Origin of the sequence: Candidatus Pantoea communis (assembly GCF_011752685.1) — a bacterium.
In the GTDB taxonomy this organism is placed as follows: Bacteria; Pseudomonadota; Gammaproteobacteria; order Enterobacterales; family Enterobacteriaceae; genus Pantoea; species Pantoea communis.
In genome coordinates this window covers 178710-198916 of sequence record NZ_VWXC01000006.1, presented here as the reverse complement: position 1 = coordinate 198916, position 20207 = coordinate 178710, and the positions used below count along the sequence as shown (strand labels likewise).

18 protein-coding genes are annotated in these 20207 nt (G+C 54.6%); 16 read left to right on the top strand and 2 right to left on the bottom strand.

Annotated elements, in window-relative coordinates:
- Positions 1 to 17 precede the first annotated feature (17 nt).
- The 15 genes from dnaA to F3J37_RS10585 all read left to right on the top strand — a co-directional run bounded on the left by dnaA (position 18) and on the right by F3J37_RS10585 (position 18225).
- Entirely contained in the window at positions 18 to 1418 is a 1401-nt protein-coding gene (gene dnaA, locus F3J37_RS10655; RefSeq protein WP_034830012.1) for a chromosomal replication initiator protein DnaA, read from the top strand.
- A gap of 5 nt (positions 1419 to 1423) precedes the next feature.
- Entirely contained in the window at positions 1424 to 2524 is a 1101-nt protein-coding gene (gene dnaN, locus F3J37_RS10650; protein ID WP_034830010.1) for a DNA polymerase III subunit beta, read from the top strand.
- Between the two features lie 179 nt (positions 2525 to 2703).
- Positions 2704 to 3789, top strand: a complete 1086-nt coding sequence (recF, locus tag F3J37_RS10645) for a DNA replication/repair protein RecF (protein WP_034830004.1) — start codon at positions 2704 to 2706, stop codon at positions 3787 to 3789.
- Positions 3790 to 3806: 17 nt separating this feature from the next.
- Positions 3807 to 6215 carry a DNA topoisomerase (ATP-hydrolyzing) subunit B gene (gene gyrB, locus F3J37_RS10640; protein WP_034830003.1) on the top strand — a complete coding sequence of 803 codons (2409 nt, stop codon included), beginning with the start codon at positions 3807 to 3809 and terminating at the stop codon, positions 6213 to 6215.
- 199 nt (positions 6216 to 6414) lie between these two features.
- Positions 6415 to 7611 (top strand): PfkB family carbohydrate kinase, encoded by a 1197-nt coding sequence (locus F3J37_RS10635; RefSeq protein ID WP_166933362.1) that lies wholly within the window; start codon positions 6415 to 6417, stop codon positions 7609 to 7611.
- Positions 7612 to 7655: 44 nt separating this feature from the next.
- On the top strand, positions 7656 to 8579 hold the full coding sequence (locus tag F3J37_RS10630; RefSeq protein ID WP_166933360.1) for a dihydrodipicolinate synthase family protein: 924 nt from the start codon (positions 7656 to 7658) through the stop codon (positions 8577 to 8579).
- Positions 8580 to 8651: 72 nt separating this feature from the next.
- On the top strand, positions 8652 to 9146 hold the full coding sequence (locus F3J37_RS10625; RefSeq protein WP_166933358.1) for a NanQ anomerase/TabA/YiaL family protein: 495 nt from the start codon (positions 8652 to 8654) through the stop codon (positions 9144 to 9146).
- Complete coding sequence (locus F3J37_RS10620) at positions 9143 to 10432, top strand: MFS transporter (protein WP_058961707.1); 1290 nt, start codon at positions 9143 to 9145, stop codon at positions 10430 to 10432. Before F3J37_RS10625 ends, F3J37_RS10620 begins: the two co-directional genes overlap by 4 nt.
- Positions 10433 to 10520: 88 nt before the next feature.
- Positions 10521 to 11330 (top strand): sugar-phosphatase, encoded by an 810-nt coding sequence (gene yidA / locus F3J37_RS10615; RefSeq protein ID WP_034830000.1) that lies wholly within the window; start codon positions 10521 to 10523, stop codon positions 11328 to 11330.
- Positions 11331 to 11783: 453 nt separating this feature from the next.
- Positions 11784 to 12482, top strand: coding sequence for a FadR/GntR family transcriptional regulator (locus F3J37_RS10610; protein WP_034829999.1), 699 nt, complete (start codon positions 11784 to 11786; stop codon positions 12480 to 12482).
- Positions 12479 to 13354: a 2-dehydro-3-deoxygalactonokinase gene (locus tag F3J37_RS10605; RefSeq protein WP_166933356.1), complete on the top strand. Its 876-nt coding sequence runs from the start codon at positions 12479 to 12481 to the stop codon at positions 13352 to 13354. Before F3J37_RS10610 ends, F3J37_RS10605 begins: the two co-directional genes overlap by 4 nt.
- A complete protein-coding gene (locus F3J37_RS10600; RefSeq protein WP_045833469.1) occupies positions 13338 to 13955 on the top strand; it encodes a 2-dehydro-3-deoxy-6-phosphogalactonate aldolase in 618 nt (205 codons plus the stop codon). Before F3J37_RS10605 ends, F3J37_RS10600 begins: the two co-directional genes overlap by 17 nt.
- Positions 13952 to 15100: a galactonate dehydratase gene (gene dgoD / locus F3J37_RS10595; RefSeq protein ID WP_034829995.1), complete on the top strand. Its 1149-nt coding sequence runs from the start codon at positions 13952 to 13954 to the stop codon at positions 15098 to 15100. Before F3J37_RS10600 ends, dgoD begins: the two co-directional genes overlap by 4 nt.
- A 297-nt stretch (positions 15101 to 15397) precedes the next feature.
- Positions 15398 to 16690, top strand: a complete 1293-nt coding sequence (locus F3J37_RS10590) for an MFS transporter (RefSeq protein ID WP_166933354.1) — start codon at positions 15398 to 15400, stop codon at positions 16688 to 16690.
- Positions 16691 to 16962: 272 nt separating this feature from the next.
- Positions 16963 to 18225 carry a YidR family protein gene (locus tag F3J37_RS10585; RefSeq protein ID WP_166933352.1) on the top strand — a complete coding sequence of 421 codons (1263 nt, stop codon included), beginning with the start codon at positions 16963 to 16965 and terminating at the stop codon, positions 18223 to 18225.
- Here F3J37_RS10585 and F3J37_RS10580 read toward each other — a convergent pair.
- Positions 18203 to 18550 carry a YceK/YidQ family lipoprotein gene (locus F3J37_RS10580; protein ID WP_034829992.1) on the bottom strand — a complete coding sequence of 116 codons (348 nt, stop codon included), beginning with the start codon at positions 18548 to 18550 and terminating at the stop codon, positions 18203 to 18205. The genes F3J37_RS10585 and F3J37_RS10580 overlap by 23 nt on opposite strands.
- A 277-nt stretch (positions 18551 to 18827) precedes the next feature.
- Between F3J37_RS10580 and ibpA the strand changes: the two genes are divergently transcribed.
- Positions 18828 to 19244 (top strand): small heat shock chaperone IbpA, encoded by a 417-nt coding sequence (gene ibpA / locus F3J37_RS10575; RefSeq protein ID WP_034830093.1) that lies wholly within the window; start codon positions 18828 to 18830, stop codon positions 19242 to 19244.
- Between the two features lie 56 nt (positions 19245 to 19300).
- On the opposite strand, the gene F3J37_RS10570 is transcribed toward ibpA, so the two are convergent.
- Positions 19301 to 20206: an EamA family transporter gene (locus F3J37_RS10570; protein ID WP_166933350.1), complete on the bottom strand. Its 906-nt coding sequence runs from the start codon at positions 20204 to 20206 to the stop codon at positions 19301 to 19303.
- Position 20207: the final 1 nt, after the last annotated feature.

The following is a 20207-nucleotide window of genomic DNA, read 5'->3' as shown; positions in this document are numbered from 1 at the left end:
TACGAGTGGAGTCCGCCGTGTCACTTACGCTTTGGCAACAGTGTCTTGCCCGTTTGCAGGATGAGCTTCCTGCCACCGAATTCAGCATGTGGATTCGTCCGCTGCAAGCTGAATTAAACGACAATACGCTGACCTTGTATGCACCAAATCGGTTTGTACTCGACTGGGTTCGGGATAAATATCTCAATAGTATTAATGGGCTGCTGAATGAATTCTGCGGTCCGAATGTGCCTTTGCTGCGTTTTGAAGTGGGCACGCGCCCGGCTGCGCAGGTTGCAGCCAGCCAGCCAGCCATGGCGGCTTACAGCACCCCTGCTCCTGTTGAAAACCGTCCTGCTCCGGCGCAAATCTTGCGTCCAAGCTGGGATTCAGTGCCCGCCCCGGCGGATGTCACTTACCGCTCAAATGTGAATAACCGCCATAACTTCGATAACTTCGTTGAAGGTAAATCTAACCAGCTGGCGCGCGCGGCGGCACGTCAGGTGGCGGATAATCCTGGTGGGGCTTACAACCCGCTCTTCCTTTATGGCGGAACCGGTTTAGGTAAAACTCACCTGTTACATGCAGTGGGAAATGGCATTATTGCGCGCAAGCCGAATGCCAAAGTGGTTTACATGCACTCAGAACGTTTTGTGCAGGACATGGTAAAAGCGCTGCAGAACAACGCCATTGAAGAATTTAAGCGTTATTACCGCTCCGTCGATGCACTGTTGATCGATGACATTCAGTTCTTTGCCAATAAAGAGCGCTCGCAGGAAGAGTTTTTCCATACCTTTAACGCCCTGCTGGAAGGCAATCAGCAGATCATTTTGACCTCGGATCGCTATCCAAAAGAGATCAATGGTGTTGAAGATCGCCTGAAGTCGCGCTTTGGCTGGGGATTAACCGTCGCGATCGAGCCGCCTGAGCTGGAAACGCGTGTGGCGATCCTGATGAAGAAAGCGGATGAAAACGATATTCGCCTGCCGGGAGAAGTCGCCTTCTTTATTGCCAAGCGTCTGCGCTCCAATGTGCGTGAGCTGGAAGGGGCACTGAACCGCGTCATCGCCAATGCCAACTTTACCGGCCGCGCGATCACCATCGATTTCGTGCGCGAAGCGCTGCGAGATTTACTGGCGCTGCAGGAAAAGCTGGTCACCATCGATAACATCCAGAAAACGGTGGCCGAATACTACAAGATCAAAGTCGCGGATTTACTGTCGAAGCGCCGTTCGCGCTCGGTGGCACGTCCGCGTCAGATGGCAATGGCAATGGCGAAAGAGTTGACCAACCATAGCCTGCCGGAAATTGGCGATGCGTTTGGTGGCCGCGATCATACCACCGTGCTCCATGCCTGCCGTAAAATTGAGCAGTTGCGTGAAGAGAGCCACGACATCAAAGAAGATTTCTCTAACCTCATTCGAACATTATCTTCCTGACGCATATGAAATTTATTGTAGAACGTGAGCAGTTGCTGAAACCACTGCAACAGGTTAGCGGCCCGCTTGGTGGACGCCCGACCTTACCGATCCTCGGAAATTTACTGTTGCAGGTGAGTGAAGGCGTACTGCGTCTGACCGGCACCGATTTGGAAATGGAGATGGTGGCCCGCGTTGCATTAACGCAGCCCCACGAGCCCGGTGCGACCACCGTGCCCGCGCGTAAATTCCTCGATATCTGTCGCGGTTTGCCAGAGGGGGCGGAAATTAGCCTGACGCTGGAAGGTGACAGAATGCTGGTGCGTTCTGGCCGCAGCCGTTTTTCCTTATCGACGCTGCCCGCCACTGACTTCCCTAATCTGGATGACTGGCAGAGCGAGGTGGAATTCACTTTGCCACAGGCCACGCTGAAACGTCTGATTGAAGCAACCCAGTTCTCGATGGCGCATCAGGATGTGCGTTACTACCTCAATGGCATGCTGTTTGAGACCGAAGGTGAAGAGTTGCGCACCGTCGCCACCGATGGACACCGTCTGGCGGTATGCTCCATGCCGATTGGCCAGGCGTTGCCTAACCATTCGGTGATCGTGCCACGTAAAGGTGTGATTGAATTAGTCCGTTTGCTTGATGGCGGCGAGACTCCGCTGCAGGTACAGATCGGCAGCAGCAACATTCGCGCCCACGTTGGTGACTTTATCTTTACCTCTAAGCTGGTTGATGGCCGTTTCCCGGATTATCGCCGCGTATTGCCGAAAAACCCGGACAAAGCGCTGGAAGCGGGATGCGATCTGCTGAAACAGGCGTTTGCCCGTGCAGCGATTCTCTCGAATGAGAAGTTCCGCGGTGTTCGTATCTATATCACCGAAAATCAGCTCAAGATCACCGCCAATAACCCTGAACAGGAAGAAGCGGAAGAGATGCTGGATGTGTCGTATAGCGGCACTGAACTGGAGATCGGCTTTAACGTGAGTTACGTGTTAGATGTGCTGAATGCGCTGAAATGCGAAAACGTGCGTTTGCTGCTGACCGATTCGGTTTCGAGTGTGCAAATTGAAGACGTTGCCAGCCCAGCGGCGGCATACGTCGTCATGCCAATGCGCTTGTGATCTTATAGCGGGCTAACTTACTCGCTATTTTGCCCCCGGGCAGTGCTCGTCCCTGGTCACATACTTCAGTATGCTCCCAGGGCCTGCGCGCTGGCCGTGAGCAAACTAGCTTCGCCGTTAACGCCCTCGATGGCAGGGTTAGGTGAAAACCACTTCTTAATGCGCAGCTGGATTCGTTCATGGCTTTAACCCGCCTCCTGATTAAAGATTTCCGCAACATCGAGCAGGCCGATCTCACGCTGGCACCAGGCTTTAATTTCCTCGTGGGTGCTAACGGCAGCGGTAAAACCAGCGTGCTGGAGGCTATTTACACCCTCGGACATGGCCGCGCATTTCGCAGTTTGCAGGCTGGACGCGTCATTCGTCACGATCAGGATGCGTTTGTCCTGCACGGACGAATTGAAGGCAGTGAGCGCGAATTGGCCGTGGGGCTGACCAAAAATCGCGCCGGTGATAGCAAAGTGCGCATCGACGGCAGCGACGGTCATAAAGTGGCGGAGCTGGCGCAATTGCTGCCGATGCAGTTGATCACGCCGGAAGGGTTTACTTTGCTCAACGGCGGCCCCAAATACCGTAGAGCCTATATTGATTGGGGATGCTTTCACTCCGCACCCGGTTTCTTCAATGCCTGGAATAATTTACGGCGTCTGATGAAACAGCGTAACGCCGCGCTGAGACAAGTTTCGCGTTACAGCCAAATTCGCCCGTGGGATCAGGAACTGGTGCCGCTGGCCGAACAGATTAGCCAGTGGCGAGCCGAGTACAGTGCGGCGATCTCGAAAGAGATCATCGCTACCTGCAGTCAATTTTTACCAGAGTTTGAGTTGTCGTTTTCGTTTCAGCGCGGCTGGGATAAAGAGAGCGACTTTGCCGAACTGCTGGAACGTAATTTCGAGCGCGATCGCGCGCTCACCTATACCGCCAGCGGCCCGCACAAAGCGGATTTTCGCATCCGTGCGGAAGGCACGCCGGTGGAAGATTTACTCTCACGCGGTCAATTAAAGCTGCTGATGTGTGCACTGCGTTTAGCGCAGGGCGAATATCTGACGCGTAGCAGCGGACGTCGCTGTTTGTACCTGATTGATGACTTTGCCTCGGAGCTGGACGATTCGCGTCGTCGGTTGCTTGCCGAGCGCCTGAAAGCCACGCAGGCTCAGGTATTTGTCAGCGCCATTGGTGTCGAACATGTAATCGACATGAGTGACGAAAAGGGCAAGATGTTCCGCGTGGAACAGGGTAAAATAGCGGTTCAACCTGAAGATTAAATGAGCGAGAAACGTTGATGTCGAATTCTTATGACTCCTCAAGTATCAAAGTCCTTAAAGGGCTTGATGCGGTACGCAAACGCCCGGGTATGTATATCGGTGATACCGATGACGGCACCGGTCTGCATCACATGGTATTCGAGGTCGTGGATAACGCAATCGACGAAGCGCTCGCGGGTCACTGTAGTGACATCGTCGTCACCATCCATGCGGACAATTCTGTGTCTGTTCAGGATGATGGCCGTGGTATTCCGACCGGCATTCACCCGGAAGAGGGTGTGTCTGCGGCAGAAGTGATCATGACCGTGCTGCACGCCGGCGGTAAATTCGACGATAACTCGTATAAAGTGTCCGGTGGTCTGCACGGCGTGGGCGTGTCAGTGGTTAACGCCCTGTCGCAGAAACTGGAACTGACCATTCGCCGCGAAGGTAAAGTGCATCAGCAGATTTATCAGCACGGTGTGCCGCAGGCACCGCTGGCGGTATCTGGTGATACTGAAACCACCGGTACACGCGTCCGTTTCTGGCCGAGCTACGAAACCTTCACCAATGTAGTGGAGTTCGAGTATGACATTTTGGCGAAACGCCTGCGTGAACTCTCCTTCCTGAACTCGGGTGTTTCAATCCGTCTGGAAGACAAGCGTGACGGCAAGAGTGACCACTTCCACTACGAAGGCGGCATCAAGGCGTTTGTTGAGTACCTCAACAAGAACAAAACCCCGATTCACCCAACCGTGTTCTATTTCTCTAACGAGAAAGACGGTATTGGTGTGGAAGTCGCGCTGCAGTGGAACGATGGTTTCCAGGAAAACATCTACTGCTTCACCAACAACATTCCACAGCGCGATGGCGGTACGCACCTTGCGGGCTTCCGTGCGGCAATGACGCGTACGCTGAACGCTTATATGGACAAAGAAGGCTACAGCAAAAAAGCCAAAGTCAGCGCCACCGGTGATGATGCGCGTGAAGGCCTGATTGCTGTGGTCTCGGTGAAAGTGCCGGATCCAAAGTTCTCCTCACAGACCAAAGACAAACTGGTCTCTTCTGAGGTGAAATCCGCGGTTGAGCAGCAGATGAACGAACTGCTGAGCGAATACCTGCTGGAAAACCCGTCAGACGCGAAAATCGTGGTTGGCAAAATTATCGATGCCGCGCGTGCACGTGAAGCGGCGCGCCGCGCCCGTGAAATGACCCGTCGTAAAGGCGCGCTGGACTTGGCTGGTCTGCCGGGCAAGCTGGCTGATTGCCAGGAACGTGACCCTGCGCTGTCTGAAATTTACCTTGTGGAAGGTGACTCAGCGGGCGGCTCTGCCAAGCAGGGACGTAACCGTAAGAACCAGGCGATCCTGCCGCTGAAAGGTAAAATCCTCAACGTGGAGAAAGCGCGTTTCGACAAGATGCTCTCCTCTCAGGAAGTGGCGACGCTGATCACCGCACTCGGCTGTGGTATCGGTCGCGACGAATACAACCCGGACAAACTGCGTTATCACAGCATTATCATCATGACCGATGCCGACGTCGATGGCTCGCACATCCGTACGCTGCTGTTGACCTTCTTCTATCGTCAGATGCCGGAAATTGTCGAGCGTGGTCATGTGTATATTGCTCAGCCGCCACTGTACAAAGTGAAGAAAGGCAAGCAGGAACAATACATTAAAGATGACGAAGCGATGGATCAGTACCAGATCGCTATCGCACTGGATGGCGCAACACTGCACACCAACGCCAGCGCACCGGCGCTCGGCGGCCAGCCGCTGGAAAATCTGGTGGGTGATTTCAACAGCACCCAGCGCATGATCAAACGTATGGAACGTCGCTTCCCAACGGCAATGCTGCGTGGCCTGATCTACCATCCAACCCTCAGCGATCTCAGCAATGAAGCCGCAGTTAAAGGCTGGATTGAAGGTTTAGTCGCATACCTGAGCGAGCGCGAAGCGCACGGCAGCAGTTATATGGCGCACGTACGCACCAACAGCGAACTGAACGTGTTCGAACCGGTATTGCGTGTGCGTACGCACGGCGTTGATACCGACTATCCGATGGACAGCGAGTTCATTGATGGACCGGAATACCGTAAAATCTGTGGTCTGGGCGAGCAGCTGCGCGGTCTGATTGAAGAAGATGCGTTTATCGAACGTGGCGATCGCCGTCAGCCAGTGACCAGCTTCGAGCAGGCAATTGAGTGGCTGGTGAAAGAGTCGCGCCGTGGTCTGTCAGTCCAGCGCTATAAAGGTCTGGGCGAAATGAACCCAGAGCAGCTGTGGGAAACTACCATGGATCCAGACAGCCGCCGCATGCTGCGCGTCACCATTAAAGACGCCATCGCGGCTGACCAGCTGTTCACCACGCTGATGGGCGATGCGGTTGAACCGCGCCGCGCCTTCATCGAAGAGAACGCGCTGAAAGCTGCTAACATCGATATCTGATTTGTCACATCAACCCTTCCCTATCGGGAAGGGTTTTTTATTCCCCCTATTTTGTTATCCGCCTGACAATCTTCTTTTTCCTTGAAAAACATCTGCATTCGCTTTTGTTTGCTTCCGTTTTTTCCCGAGTGCTGAGATCCGCATCACTTTCATAAACAGTCGTCTCCCTTACGCTTGCGAGCGAAACGGAGGGAAACGCATGTTTTTGGAAGAACGACGTAGCCAGATTTTGCAATGGCTGGATGAGCACGAACGGGTCACGGTTAATGGATTGGCAAGCCAGTTAGGCGTGACACGAGAAACCATTCGTACCGATCTCAGTGCACTGGCACAGCAGGGCTTAGTGCAGCGCTGCTATGGTGGAGCGATTGCGTTACGCCGCAATTTGCAGGAAAAGCTCATCAGCGAAAGCGGCAACTTTGAGGTGTTGCTACAACGCCTGCAGTCACGTAAAGGCCAGATAAAGTCATCCGGTAAGCAGGGGAAAGTCTGCATTCTTGGTGCTTTTAACGTCGATATCGTGGCGAAAGTGGCGCAGTTTCCGCAAAGTGGCGAATCACTGATGGCGTTAGGCAGCACGCTGGGGCCTGGCGGTAAAGGCGCCAATCAGGCGATGGCCGCTAGCTGTGCGGGTACGCGCGTCCATTTTGTGGCCAAAGTCGGTACCGATCAATTCAGCCAGTTTGCGTTCGATCATCTCTCCGCTTCCGACATTCACTCCTTTCGTCTCTATCAGACCGATACCGAACCCACGGGCAGCGCCATCATTTATGTCTCGCAAGAAAATGGCGAGAACATGATTGCCATCTATTCGGGTGCCAACAAAACCATTACCGACGAAGAGATTGCTGAACTCACGCATGAATTAACCGATGCGGATGTGATGCTACTGCAGTTGGAAAACAACTTTGAAGCTACCCGCAGCGCCATCCGTCTCGCACACACCATGGGCGTGCGCGTCATTATGAACCCTGCGCCATTTTCCCCTGACGTGGTGAGCTGCCTGCCGATGATTGATGTACTCACGCCGAATGAAACCGAAGCTTCGCGTCTGTCTGGCATTGAAATCCATGATGTCCCCAGCGCACGCGCGGCTGCTCAGGCCATTGTCGTACTGGGCGCGCGGAGGGTGATCATCACCATGGGATCGCGCGGTGCACTGCTGTTTGATAACCAACAATTTCACCATATTCCGGCATTTCCTGCGCTCAGCGTGGATACCACGGGCGCGGGCGATGCCTTCAACGGCGCGTTGGCGGCGGCACTCGCTCAGGGCCAAAGCTTGCTGCAAGCGGCGACCTGGGCCTCAGCTTTTGCTTCGCTCGCTGTTGAACGAGAAGGGGCAAGCAACATGCCCGATCGTCAGCAGGTGCTGACCCGACTTCAACAACGATAAACCAGATAACTAATCACAGCGGCCTTTCGCTGGCAGGAGAGATGATGAAAAAGATTGAAGGCATTGTACCGGTCATGCTGACCCCGTTTACCCCAGGTAACCAGATTGATTATCCCGGCCTGGAAAAGCTAATTAGCTGGTACTTAAAAGAGGGCGTGGATGCGCTATTCGCGGTGTGCCAGTCGAGTGAGATGCAGTATCTCAGCCTTGAGGAGCGAGTAGGACTGGCTCGCTTTGTGGTACAGAAAGTTGAAGGCCGTGTGCCCGTTATCGCCTCAGGCCATATCAGTGATGATCTGGCAGAGCAAACTAAAGAGCTGCAGGCTATGGCCAATACCGGGATTGATGCTTTGGTGCTGGTGACCAACCACCTCGATCCTCAAAATCAGGGCAGCGAAGCATTCTATACCCATCTCAATCATCTGTTGGAATCGTTACCCGCAGACATGCCATTGGGGCTTTATGAGTGCCCGGCGCCATATCGTCGACTGTTGAGTGATGAAGAGTTCAGTTTCTGCGCCAATAGTGGCCGTTTTGTGGTGCTGAAAGATGTGAGCTGCGATCTGCCAACTGTTGAGCGCCGCGTCAAACTGGCTCAGGGCACGCCACTGGCCATTATCAATGCGAATGCCGCGATTGCCTGGCCGGCGATGCAAGCGGGATCCAAAGGTTTCAGCGGTGTGTTCACCAACTTCCACCCGGGCTTATATCACTGGCTTTATCACCATGGCGCACAGCAGCCGGAAAAAGCCCATGAACTGTCGCTGTTCCTGTCGCTGAGCGCTGTGACTGAAACGCTCGGCTATCCAAAAAACGCCAAGATTTATCACCAGCGACTGGGCACGTTTGCCAGTGAGCACTGCCGGGTGAACAAAGACAACGTGCTGGAAAAATTCTGGGGATTGAGCGTGCTGCTCGATCAAATCCGTGATGGCAGTGCGTTGTGGCAGCCACGTGTAGCCAAATAACACCTCTCAGGGAGGATGCTTATCCTCCCGCTGTACCTGAACCCTCTAACGATAACGACACGGGAAGACATCATGATTGTATGCGATCGACTGGACTGGACGCGCGAGCGCCACGCTTTTCATCCCATAGTTGACCAGGCTATTCGCTGGATTGCGGATACCGATTTCAGCCAGCTGGAAGCAGGGAAATACGATTTACTGCCCAACAACCAGATGTTCTGTCTGGTGCAGGAAATGGAGACCGAGCCGGCGAGTGCGCGCCGTGCGGAGTCGCACTTTAACTATGTTGATATTCAATATTTACTGGAAGGACGTGAAAATATCGGCGTGGCGCGTGCGCATCCGCAGCATGTCATTACTGAAGATTTGCGCAATGAACGAGATGTGGTGTTTTATCAGGACACCATCAATGAATCGATGATTACCTTAACGCCTGGCCAATTCGCGCTGTTTTTCCCGCACGATGTGCATCGCCCATGCTGTGCCGCGCCCGAAGTACAGCGCATTCGCAAAGCAGTGATTAAAATCCATCTCGACCTGTTTACTACACCGCAGGAGGCGTCATGAAACCTTCTGCGCATACCTTATCTGATGCGACCATTACCCAGCCGACAACCATAGGTAAACTGCGCTGGGGCATCGTCCTCCTTCTGTTGTTGGCAGCGGTGGTTAACTATCTTGATCGCGCCAACCTGAGCATTGCCAACACCACCATTGCCGCTGAATTTGGTTTCTCTCAAACGGAAATGGGCTTGTTACTTTCCGCGTTCCTCTGGCCTTATGCGCTGGCGAATTTACCCGCTGGCTGGCTGGTGGATAAGTTTGGCCCGAAGAAAATGTTTTCATGGGCGCTTGGCTTATGGTCCACGTTTACTGTGCTGGCGGCGTTTGTGAACAGCTACAGCTTCTTCTATGGCTTACGCATGATGTTAGGGATCGCCGAATCGCCGTTTTTCACTTCGGGCATTAAGATCACCCATCGCTGGTTTGGTGATAACGAGCGAGGCTTACCCACGGCGATCATCAATACCGGTTCGCAAATCGCAAATGCGATTGCCCCTCCGATTCTGACCGTATTGTTGCTGACATTCGGCTGGCGCGGCATGTTTGTCGCCATTGGCTTAATGGGGATCCCATTACTGCTGGCGTGGTGGAAGTTTTATCGTGATCCAGAAGCGCGTGAAGATGCTTTGCTGCATGCCGGGCAGCGCAGTGTCGCTGCACCAGAAGAGAAGGCACAAGCCAGTTGGGGCGCACTGTTCCGCCATAGCACCACCTGGTTTATGGTGATCGGCAACTTCTCCATCATGTTCACTATTTGGGTCTATCTCACCTGGCTGCCCGGCTATCTGGAAAAATCCCTGGGTTTCAGTCTCAAAGCCACTGGTTGGATCGCCTCGATTCCATTCTTCGCCGGCATTTTAGGCGTGCTGGTGGGCGGTATGCTGTCCGATCGATTAGTGCGTCGCGGTGTGCGGGCAATCACCGCGCGTAAAGTTCCGATTGTGACTGGCGCAGCATTGGCCGCCTGCTTCGTGGCACCGATCCCCTTCGTGGATAGTACGCCACTGGCAATTGGCCTGCTGGCCATGGGCTACTTCTGTTCGCAGATGCCACAAGGGGCACTTTGGACGCTTGCCAGTGATATTGCACCAAAATCTCAGGTGGCTTCCCTTGGTGCGATTCAGAACTTTGGTGGCTTCCTCGGCGCAGCAATGGCACCCATTGTCACGGGCATCATCCTGGATACTACCGGCAAATTTACCAACGTGTTCTTGCTGGGAGCGGGCTTGCTAATGCTGGGTGCGCTGAGCTATGGCTTGTTTGTCCGCAAGCCGCTGACCGCAAAATAGCCTGAAGTGCCGTCCGTTGCCGATTAACTGGTCAATGTGAGCTGAATCGCGCTAGCATTAAACAAACTCTGACTTAACCGAGGATGTTATGGCGATAAAATTGATTGCGATCGATATGGACGGCACGCTGCTCAACCCGCAGCACGAAGTGACGGCGGCGGTGAAATCGGCGATTGGTCGTGCGCGTGATAAAGGCGTATCCATTGTGCTGGCGACCGGTCGTCCGTTGGTCGGCATTGAGCGCTATCTGATGGAACTCGATATGCAGCAGCCCGGCCAGTATTGCATCAGTAACAACGGTGCGCTGGTGCACAGCGCGGATAGCGGCGATGTGGTGGCAGAAAAAACGCTGAGCTTTGATGACTATCTTTATCTGGAACAGCTGGCGCGCGACCTCGGCGTGCATTTCCAGGCATTCGACAAATCTTTCCTCTACACGCCAAATAAAGACATCAGCGAATATACCATCCATGAAGCCAGCCTGACCGGCATTCCGGTTCGCTACCGCGCGGTAGAAGAGATGGACCCGGCCACTCGCTTCCCGAAACTGATGATGATCGACAAGCCACATTTGCTGGATAAAGCGATTGCTGGCCTGCCTGCGCGTGCCCGTGACAGCTACACCATCCTGAAAAGTGCGCCGTACTACCTCGAAATTCTCAATCCACTGGTCAACAAAGGCTACGGCGTGAAAATGCTGGCGGACAAACTCGGCCTGCAGCAGTCGGAAGTGATGGCGATTGGCGATCAGGAAAACGACCTGGCGATGATTGAGTACGCGGGAACCGGCGTGGCGATGGGTAATGCCATTGATTCAGTCAAAAACATTGCGCAGTTCGTGACCAAAACCAATATGGAAGATGGCGTCGCGCATGCCATTGAAGAGCTGGTGCTGTAATCCTTTCTTTTGCGGGCAGCGTGCTGCTGTCCGCCTCTCTGAATTCATTCTGCAAATGTCCATCGGTCGCCATCAATGCCGACACGACGAATGATCGTTACGGTTTCCGTGAAGCAGCTATTCATACTTCATAAATGATGAACCCGCGAACGATCAGTCTCGTTTCCACCCGGTGCGCATTGCTTCACCATGAATGATCACCCAACGAGCGAGCTTCTAAGTTTCTGCCTGGGGCACACTGATCCGTCATAAGTGATGCCCCAACTCACACTCAGCTTGATTTAATCGGGTGCACATTTATGCGTCGATGAATTGTCTATTATGTGATCCAGATTGTAGTACAACCTGTTTGGTTAGTACTACAATCTGCGTCGTGACGTGAGGTGTCTGTTAGTTTTCACGCGTCGAAAGCAGTAATCTGATGGGCTACCGTCTTTCACTGAATGGAACATCATGACGCAAGAACAATTAAGCAAAACCGAGCGCATCATCCTGACGCTGGGTGAAGAAATTGTAGCAGGGAAGTATGTGCCGGGCGCCGCGTTGCCCGCCGAAGCAGAGTTGTGTGAGCGCTTTGGCACCTCGCGAAACATCATCCGCGAAGTATTTCGCTCGCTGATGGCAAAGCGGTTGATGGAAATGAAGCGTTACCGTGGCGCCTTTGTCACCCCGCGCAATCAGTGGAATTACCTCGACAGCGATGTCCTGCAATGGGCACTGGCGCACGATCAAGATCCCAGGCTGATTGCCGCCATGAGTGAAGTGCGCGTGCTGGTGGAGCCGCAGATTGCGCGCTGGTCGGCGGAACGCGCGACCTCCAACGATTTGGCGGCGATTGAGCAGGCTTATAACGACATGGTTGCCCATCATCTCGATCGGGAAGCATTCAATGAGGCGGATATCCGCTACCACGAAGCGGTGCTGGCTTCGGTGCACAATCCGGTATTGCAGCAGCTTAATGTGGCGATCAGCCAGTTACAGAAAGCGGTGTTTGCGAAAACCTACATGGCGGATTCCGGCAACATGCCGCGCACCTTAGCCGAACACAAGGCGCTGTTTGATGCCATCCGACATCAGGATGGTGATGCGGCGGAGCAGGCGGCAAAAGCGATGATCGCCAGCTCCACCGCCCGACTCAAGGAGATTATGTGACCAGCTATATCGCGATTGATTGGGGTTCAACCAATCTGCGTGCCTGGCATTATCAGCAGGGTAACTGCGTTGATGAGCGCCGGTCAGAAGCGGGCGTCACGCGTCTTGGCGGACGCACGCCTGCAGAGGTCTTTGCCAGTGTGACAGACGGCTGGCCAGTGAATGATGTGCCGGTGGTGATGGCGGGCATGGTCGGTAGCAATGCAGGCTGGCTTACGGTGCCTTATCTGGCCTGTCCTGTGGCGTTGGATCAACTCAGCAGCCGCCTGACCCGCGTTGAAGATAAAGCGTGGATCGTGCCGGGATTGAGCGTCGAACGTGCTGACAACTACAACGTGATGCGCGGTGAAGAGACACAGTTGCTAGGTGCCTTCGCGCTGCAACCCGCTATGCAGTATGTGATGCCTGGCACGCATGCCAAATGGGTGCAGGTGGAGCAGCTGCGTGTGCAGGATTTCCGCACGGTGATGACGGGCGAACTGCATCATCTGCTGCTGAAACAGTCGCTAATCGGTGCGGGTTTACCCGAACAGGAAGAGAATGCCGCCGCTTTCCGTGAGGGCTTAGCGGTCGGCAGCCACGACGCATCGATCCTTTCCCGGCTGTTCGAAGTGCGTGCTTCTCATGTATTGGGCGCACGCGATCGCCGCCATATCAGCGATTTCCTATCCGGCCTGCTGATTGGTCATGAAGTGGCGCTGATGACGGAACACGCGGATCGCCGCCAACCGATCATCATTATTGCTGGAAATGCGCTGGCGCAGCGTTATCAGCAGGCGCTGCAATTTATCGGCATGGATTCAGTCACCCTGGAAGGCGACCGCGCGTTCCAGCATGGAATAAGGAGTATTGCAGATGACCTGGCACACTAAATTGCCATTGATCGCCATCCTGCGTGGCATCACGCCAGACGAGGCCGAAGCGCACGTGGGTGCCCTAATCGAAGCGGGTTTCGATGCCATTGAGATCCCGCTGAATTCCCCGGAATGGGCCAAAAGCATCGGCGCGATGGTGCAGACTTTCGGCGATAAAGCGCTGATCGGTGCGGGCACCGTGTTGCATCCGGCACAGGTCGATGAACTGGCCACGCTTAACAGCAAGCTGGTGGTGACGCCGAATACCGATGCGGCAGTCATCCGTCAGGCCGTGGCGAAAGGGATGATTGTTGCAGCGGGTTGCGCCACCGCCACCGAAGCCTTCACCGCACTGCAAGCGGGCGCCCAGGCGCTGAAAATCTTCCCATCGTCGGCGTTTGGTCCGGGCTACATCAAGGCCTTGAAAGCGGTGCTGCCGCCGGAAGTGCCGGTGTTTGCGGTGGGCGGCGTGACGCCAGAAAACCTGCATGAATTTTTGGCCGCGGGCTGCATTGGCGCAGGTTTGGGCAGCGATCTCTATCGCGCTGGCCAGCCGCTGTCGCGCACTGTGGAGAAAGCTCGCGCATTTATTGCTGCTTATAAGGATGCTGTACGATGAAAATAACCAAACTGACCACTTATCGCCTGCCGCCGCGCTGGATGTTCCTGAAAATCGAAACCGACGAAGGCATCGTTGGCTGGGGCGAACCGGTGATTGAAGGGCGCGCGCGCAGCGTCGAAGCGGCTGTGCATGAGTTGTCGGAATATCTGATTGGTCAGGACCCGGCACGCATCAACGATTTGTGGCAGGTGATGTATCGCGGTGGATTCTATCGCGGTGGTCCGATTTTGATGAGTGCCATCGCCGGTATCGATCAGGCATTGTGGGATATCAAAGGTAAAGCGCTGGGTGTGCCGGTGTATCAGCTGCTTGGTGGTCTGGTGCGTGACAGCATCAAGGCTTACAGCTGGGTGGGGGGCGATCGTCCGGAAGAAGTGGTCGACGGCATCAAGAAACTGCGCAAGATTGGCTTCGACACCTTCAAGCTGAATGGATGCGAAGAGATGGGCATTATCGACAACTCGCGCAAAGTGGATGCAGCGGTGAATACCGTGGCACAGATTCGTGAAGCTTTTGGCAAAGAGATTGAGTTCGGCCTCGATTTCCACGGCCGTGTCAGTGCGCCAATGGCGAAAGTGCTGATCAAAGAGCTGGAGCCGTATCGTCCGCTGTTCATTGAAGAGCCGGTGCTGGCGGAACAGGCGGAATATTATCCGCGTCTGGCGGCGCAAACCCATATTCCGATTGCCGCAGGCGAACGTATGTTCTCGCGCTTCGAGTTCAAACGCGTGCTGGAAGCGGGTGGCCTGGCGATTCTGCAACCGGATCTGTCGCATGCGGGCGGTATCACCGAGTGCTACAAAATTGCCGCGATGGCAGAGTCTTACGATGTAGCGCTGGCACCACACTGTCCGCTCGGCCCGATCGCGCTGGCTGCCTGCCTGCATGTCGATTTCGTTTCACGCAACGCGGTGTTCCAGGAGCAGAGCATGGGCATTCACTATAATCAGGGTGCTGAACTGCTGGATTACGTTATCAATAAAGATGATTTCAAAATGGATGATGGTCACTTCTATCCACTGAATAAACCGGGTCTCGGCGTGGAAATTAACGAAGAGCTGGTGATTGAAAGAAGTAAGAATGCACCAGACTGGCGTAATCCATTATGGCGTTTCCCAGACGGAACGGTCGCTGAGTGGTAATACTCGTCATAATTTAAGCGACAGATGCGTTGGCTGTGCTTACTCACCTTAAGTAAGCTCTCGGGAGTGTATTCCCATGCCACCATTCTGCACGTCGAATTATTTAGGGTATAAGAATTTATAAAATCTTTTAGATAAAGATATGCCGGTGAAATAAGGCATAGGACCTCGCTCAGCCTTTTTCCCGGCAAATGACATTTACCGCCTGTGCGGTTTTACCTTCACTATCCTTACCCTGCATTTGTAGCGGCGGGCATCGTCACGCCTCAACTACAAATATGATTACGGAGACACACCATGGATCTCTCTGCTGTTCAGGCCAAACCCACCCGGCGTCGTTACATTACGCTGCTGATGATCTTTATTACGGTGGTGATTTGCTATGTCGACCGCGCTAATTTAGCGGTGGCCTCTGCGCATATTCAGGAAGAGTTCGGCATCAGTAAAGCGGAGATGGGATATGTCTTCTCTGCCTTTGCCTGGTTATATACGCTATGCCAGATTCCCGGCGGCTGGCTCCTCGATCGCGTCGGTTCCCGCCTGACCTATTTTATTGCCATCTTCGGCTGGTCGGTCGCCACGTTATTCCAGGGTTTTGCCAGCGGATTATTATCGCTGATTGGCTTGCGTGCCATTACCGGCATCTTTGAAGCGCCTGCGTTCCCGACCAACAATCGTCTGGTCACCAGCTGGTTCCCGGAGCAGGAGCGTGCCTCTGCCGTGGGCTTTTATACCTCTGGTCAGTTTGTCGGTCTCGCTTTTCTCACACCGTTGCTGATCTGGATTCAGGAACTGTTGAGCTGGCACTGGGTGTTCATCATCACAGGCGGCATAGGCATCATCTGGTCGCTGGTGTGGATCAAGTTCTATCAAGCCCCAAGCCAGAGCAAAGGCATCAACCAGGCGGAACTGGACTATATCCGTGAAGGGGGGGCGATGGTGGACGGCGATGCTCCCGCGGCGAAAAAAACGCGCACCAAACTCACTGCCGCCGACTGGAAACTGGTGTTCCATCGCAAGCTGTGCGGCGTGTACCTTGGGCAGTTCGCTGTTACCTCTACGCTGTGGTTCTTCCTGACCTGGTTCCCGAACTATCTGACGCAGGAAAAACACATCTCCGCGCTGACAGCAGGCTTTATGACCACCGTGCCGTTTCTCGCCGCCTTCTTTGGTGTGATTCTTTCTGGCATCGTGGCCGATCGTCTGGTGCGCAGCGGGCGTTCCCTTGGTTTTGCGCGTAAAACGCCGATTATCTGTGGATTGCTGATCTCTACCTGCATCATGGGTGCCAACTACACCAACGATCCGGTGTGGATTATGACGCTGATGGCCATCGCGTTCTTCGGCAACGGCTTCGCCTCTATTACCTGGTCGCTGGTGTCGTCGCTGGCGCCGATTCGCCTGATCGGTTTAACCGGTGGAATGTTTAACTTTATCGGTGGATTGGGCGGCATCACGGTACCGCTGGTGGTGGGCTATCTGGCACAGGATTACGGCTTTGCCCCGGCGCTGGTGTATATCTCCGCCGTGGCATTGGTTGGTGCGCTCTCCTATATCCTGCTGGTCGGGGATGTGAAGCGGGTTGGGTGATCGATAACGTGCGATAAATGGCACCGCTACAACGCCCTGCGATGCGTAGCGGCGCCATTCATTGCGTGTCTGTTCACGATTTATCACGCAATCTGTCAGCCATACATTGCGCGATCTGTTCATGATTTATCGCGCAATCTATCACTCATTCCTGACGTGATCGATTCGTATTGAATTGCGCCAACTGTTCGCAAATTATTGCGCTGTGCCTGCTGCACCTCACCCCATAATCGCGTACTTTGTTCGGCAACTGTTGGATGTAAGGTTGCCTCATGTCAGAAAAACAACTCACCTTTGCACAGCGTCATCATCAGCTCACCAATATAAACGTCTGGACCGCGGACAGCCAGTGGCTGGCGTTTGATGTTCGTCCGTCGGGCGCGTCCTTTACCAGTCTGACCATCGAACGCGTCAACGTCGCGAGCGGTGCGGTCGAGGTGCTGTATCAGGCACGCGACGGTGCGCATGTCGGCGTGGTGACCGTCAGCCCGGATCTGCCGCCGCGCTATGTGTGCATTCATGGCCCTGAGCATCCCGATGCACACTGGCATTATGATTTCCATCATCGTCGCGGCGTCATTGTGCAGCAGGGCAATGCGGAAAATCTCGATGCCTGTGACATTACCGCACCTTATACGCCCGGCGCATTGCGCGGCGGCTCGCATGTGCATGTATTCAGTCCAGACGGATCGCGCCTCAGCTATACCTATAACGACCATGTGATGCATGAAAAAGATGCGCGTGAGGATCTGCGTAATGTCGGCGTGGCCGTACCGCTGCATCCGGTGTGTCCACCGAAACAGCATCCCCGCGAATACGATGGCAGCCATTACTGCGTGCTGGTAAGCCAAACCACGCGCGATCCACAGCCTGGCAGCGATCAGATTGACCGCGCTTATGAAGAGGGCTGGATTGGCGATCGTGGGTATCAGAAAGAAGACGGCAGCTGGCAGCGCTGGGCGCTGGCGTTTATCGGTGATACGCGTGCTGCCAACGGCGATAAAGTGCCGGAAGTGTTTGTGGTGGATTTGCCCGAGGCGCTGAGTGATTACGCCAAACCCGGTGCATCACCGTTACAGGGCACGGCGGATAAACTGCCTGCACCGCCTGCCGGTGTGCAGCAGCGCCGCATCACGCACAGTAAAGGGTTAGCATTGCAGCCACGTCACTGGCTGCGCGCGTCGCCGGACGGCAGCACCATCGCCTTCCTGATGGCGGATGAGCAGGGCCTTGTACAGCTGTGGTGTGTGTCGCCTAACGGTGGTTCACCGCGTCAAATCACACGGCTCAGCAGCACTATTCAGTCAGCATTCAGCTGGCAGCCGTCAGGCGAGGCGATCGCCTTTATTTGCGATAACAGCGTGATGCGCTGTGATGTGGCGACCGGGCACGTCACGCGTTTAACCAAACGCAGCGAGCAGCCGCCTTCCGGTGATGCGGTAGTGTGGTCACCGGACGGCAAACAGATCGCTTATATGCGGGAAATTGAGGGCTGGCGCCAGCTGTTCTGCGTCAGTGCGACGTCGATGGCATAGCGGCGGCAGTCGCCAGGCTGGCGTCAGTGCCAGCCAATTTTTCGCTTTGCAGCACACGGTCATGCGCCGAATCTTTGTCAGTGCGGAAGTAATCCCACGGCAACAGAATCGTATCCAGTACGGCGGAGAAGGGCAGATCGATCACCGCCAGCGGCTTTATCGCCCAACTGGTATTGTCATCGGCAATCATATCTGCGCTGGCGCGAGTGCCGGGATAATAACCCTGGCTGGCGCCAGTGTGAGACATGACGCTGGAGCAACCCGAAGTAGTCAAAACGCCGCAGACCAGCAGGCCGGTGAGCGGAAAGCTTTTCATCATTTTCATTTCATCATCCCTACAGCCATCACTTCTGGCTGGAGTGTGTCTCCTGCTGCAGCAAAGCTCTGTGGCGATGTCATGCAATGCAGGCGAAGAATTTCTGAGTGTATGCTATTTCGTCAAAATTGCTGTAAAAAAATACGCATTGCCCTTGAAAGCGATCAAAGCGCACCCATTTTTACTTCACGGTCGCGTTGCTGTTGCCGACAGGGGCAGCAGCGGGCCGCACAACCTGTCCATGGTGGAAGGTTGCCAAAACTTGCTGATTTTCAGGAGTCTTTTTATGCGTAACTTTGATCTCACTCCGCTTTATCGTTCTGCTATTGGTTTCGACCGTCTGTTTAGTCTGCTTGAGTCCAATCAGAACCAGGCCAATGGTGGCTATCCTCCGTACAACGTTGAGCTGGTGGATGAAAACCACTATCGCATCACCATTGCCGTTGCGGGCTTTGCCCAGAGCGAGTTAGATATTACCTCACACGACAATGTGCTGATTATTCGCGGTGCGCACCCCGAAGAGCAACCGGAGCGCAAATACCTGTATCAGGGTATCGCCGAACGTAACTTTGAGCGCAAATTCCAGCTGGCCGATCACATCGTGGTGCGCGATGCGCGTCTCGAACTGGGCCTGCTGAGCATCGATTTGGAACGCATCGTTCCTGAAGAAGCGAAACCGCGTCGCATTGAAATCCTGAATTAAGGATATTGTGTTGAGAAGAAAACGCCGCAGAAATGCGGCGTTTTTGTTTCTGCGGATCAGGTGCGCACCCATAATCGCTGGCTCACCATCCCGCCGAACACGTTCACCAGCAGGCCGAGAATAATCACTGACGCACCGAGAATTTCCTGCGCTGACAGGGTTTCGTCGAGTACCAGCGCAGCGCTAAGAATGCCCACCACGGGCACCAGCAGTGACAGCGGCGCCACGCGCCAGGTCTCATAGCGACCGAGCAAATTGCCCCAGATCGCGTAGCCGACAATAGTGGCAATAAACGCGAGGTAAATCAGCGCCAGCACCGTCTGCAACGAGAGATTCAGCAGGCTGGTGACGATCGCTGCCTCACCATCGAACCACCATGAGCAGGCGAAAAAGGGCACCACCGGCACCAGTGCACTCCACACCACCAGCGACATCACCGGCACCTTACGGTTACGCAGAATGATCTTGTTGGTGATATTGCCCAGTCCCCATGACAGCGCCGCCGCCAGCGTCAGCATCATGGTGGTGAGCGTAATCCCGGCGGTGGTTTGCCCCTCCATGCCCGCCGTTGCCAGCATAAACATGCCAAGTGTCGCCACTAAAATCCCGGCGATGTGGTTCCAGCGCAGTTTTTCCGCCAGTAACAAAGCGCCGAGCAGCAGCGTAAAGAACGCCTGTGCCTGTAACACCAGTGAGGCCAGTCCCGCAGGCATGCCGAGTTTGATCGCCAGAAACAGGAAAGCGAACTGACCAAAGCTGATAGTCATGCCGTACACGATCAGCCAGCGCAAAGGGATCTGCGGCCGCTTCACAAAGAAGATCGCCGGGAACGCCACCAGTGCAAAACGCAATCCCGCCAGCAGAAACGGCGGCATATCGTGCAGACCCAGTTTGATCACCACAAAATTCACGCCCCACGCCACCACTACGCACAGGGCTAACATCATATCTTTTACTGACATA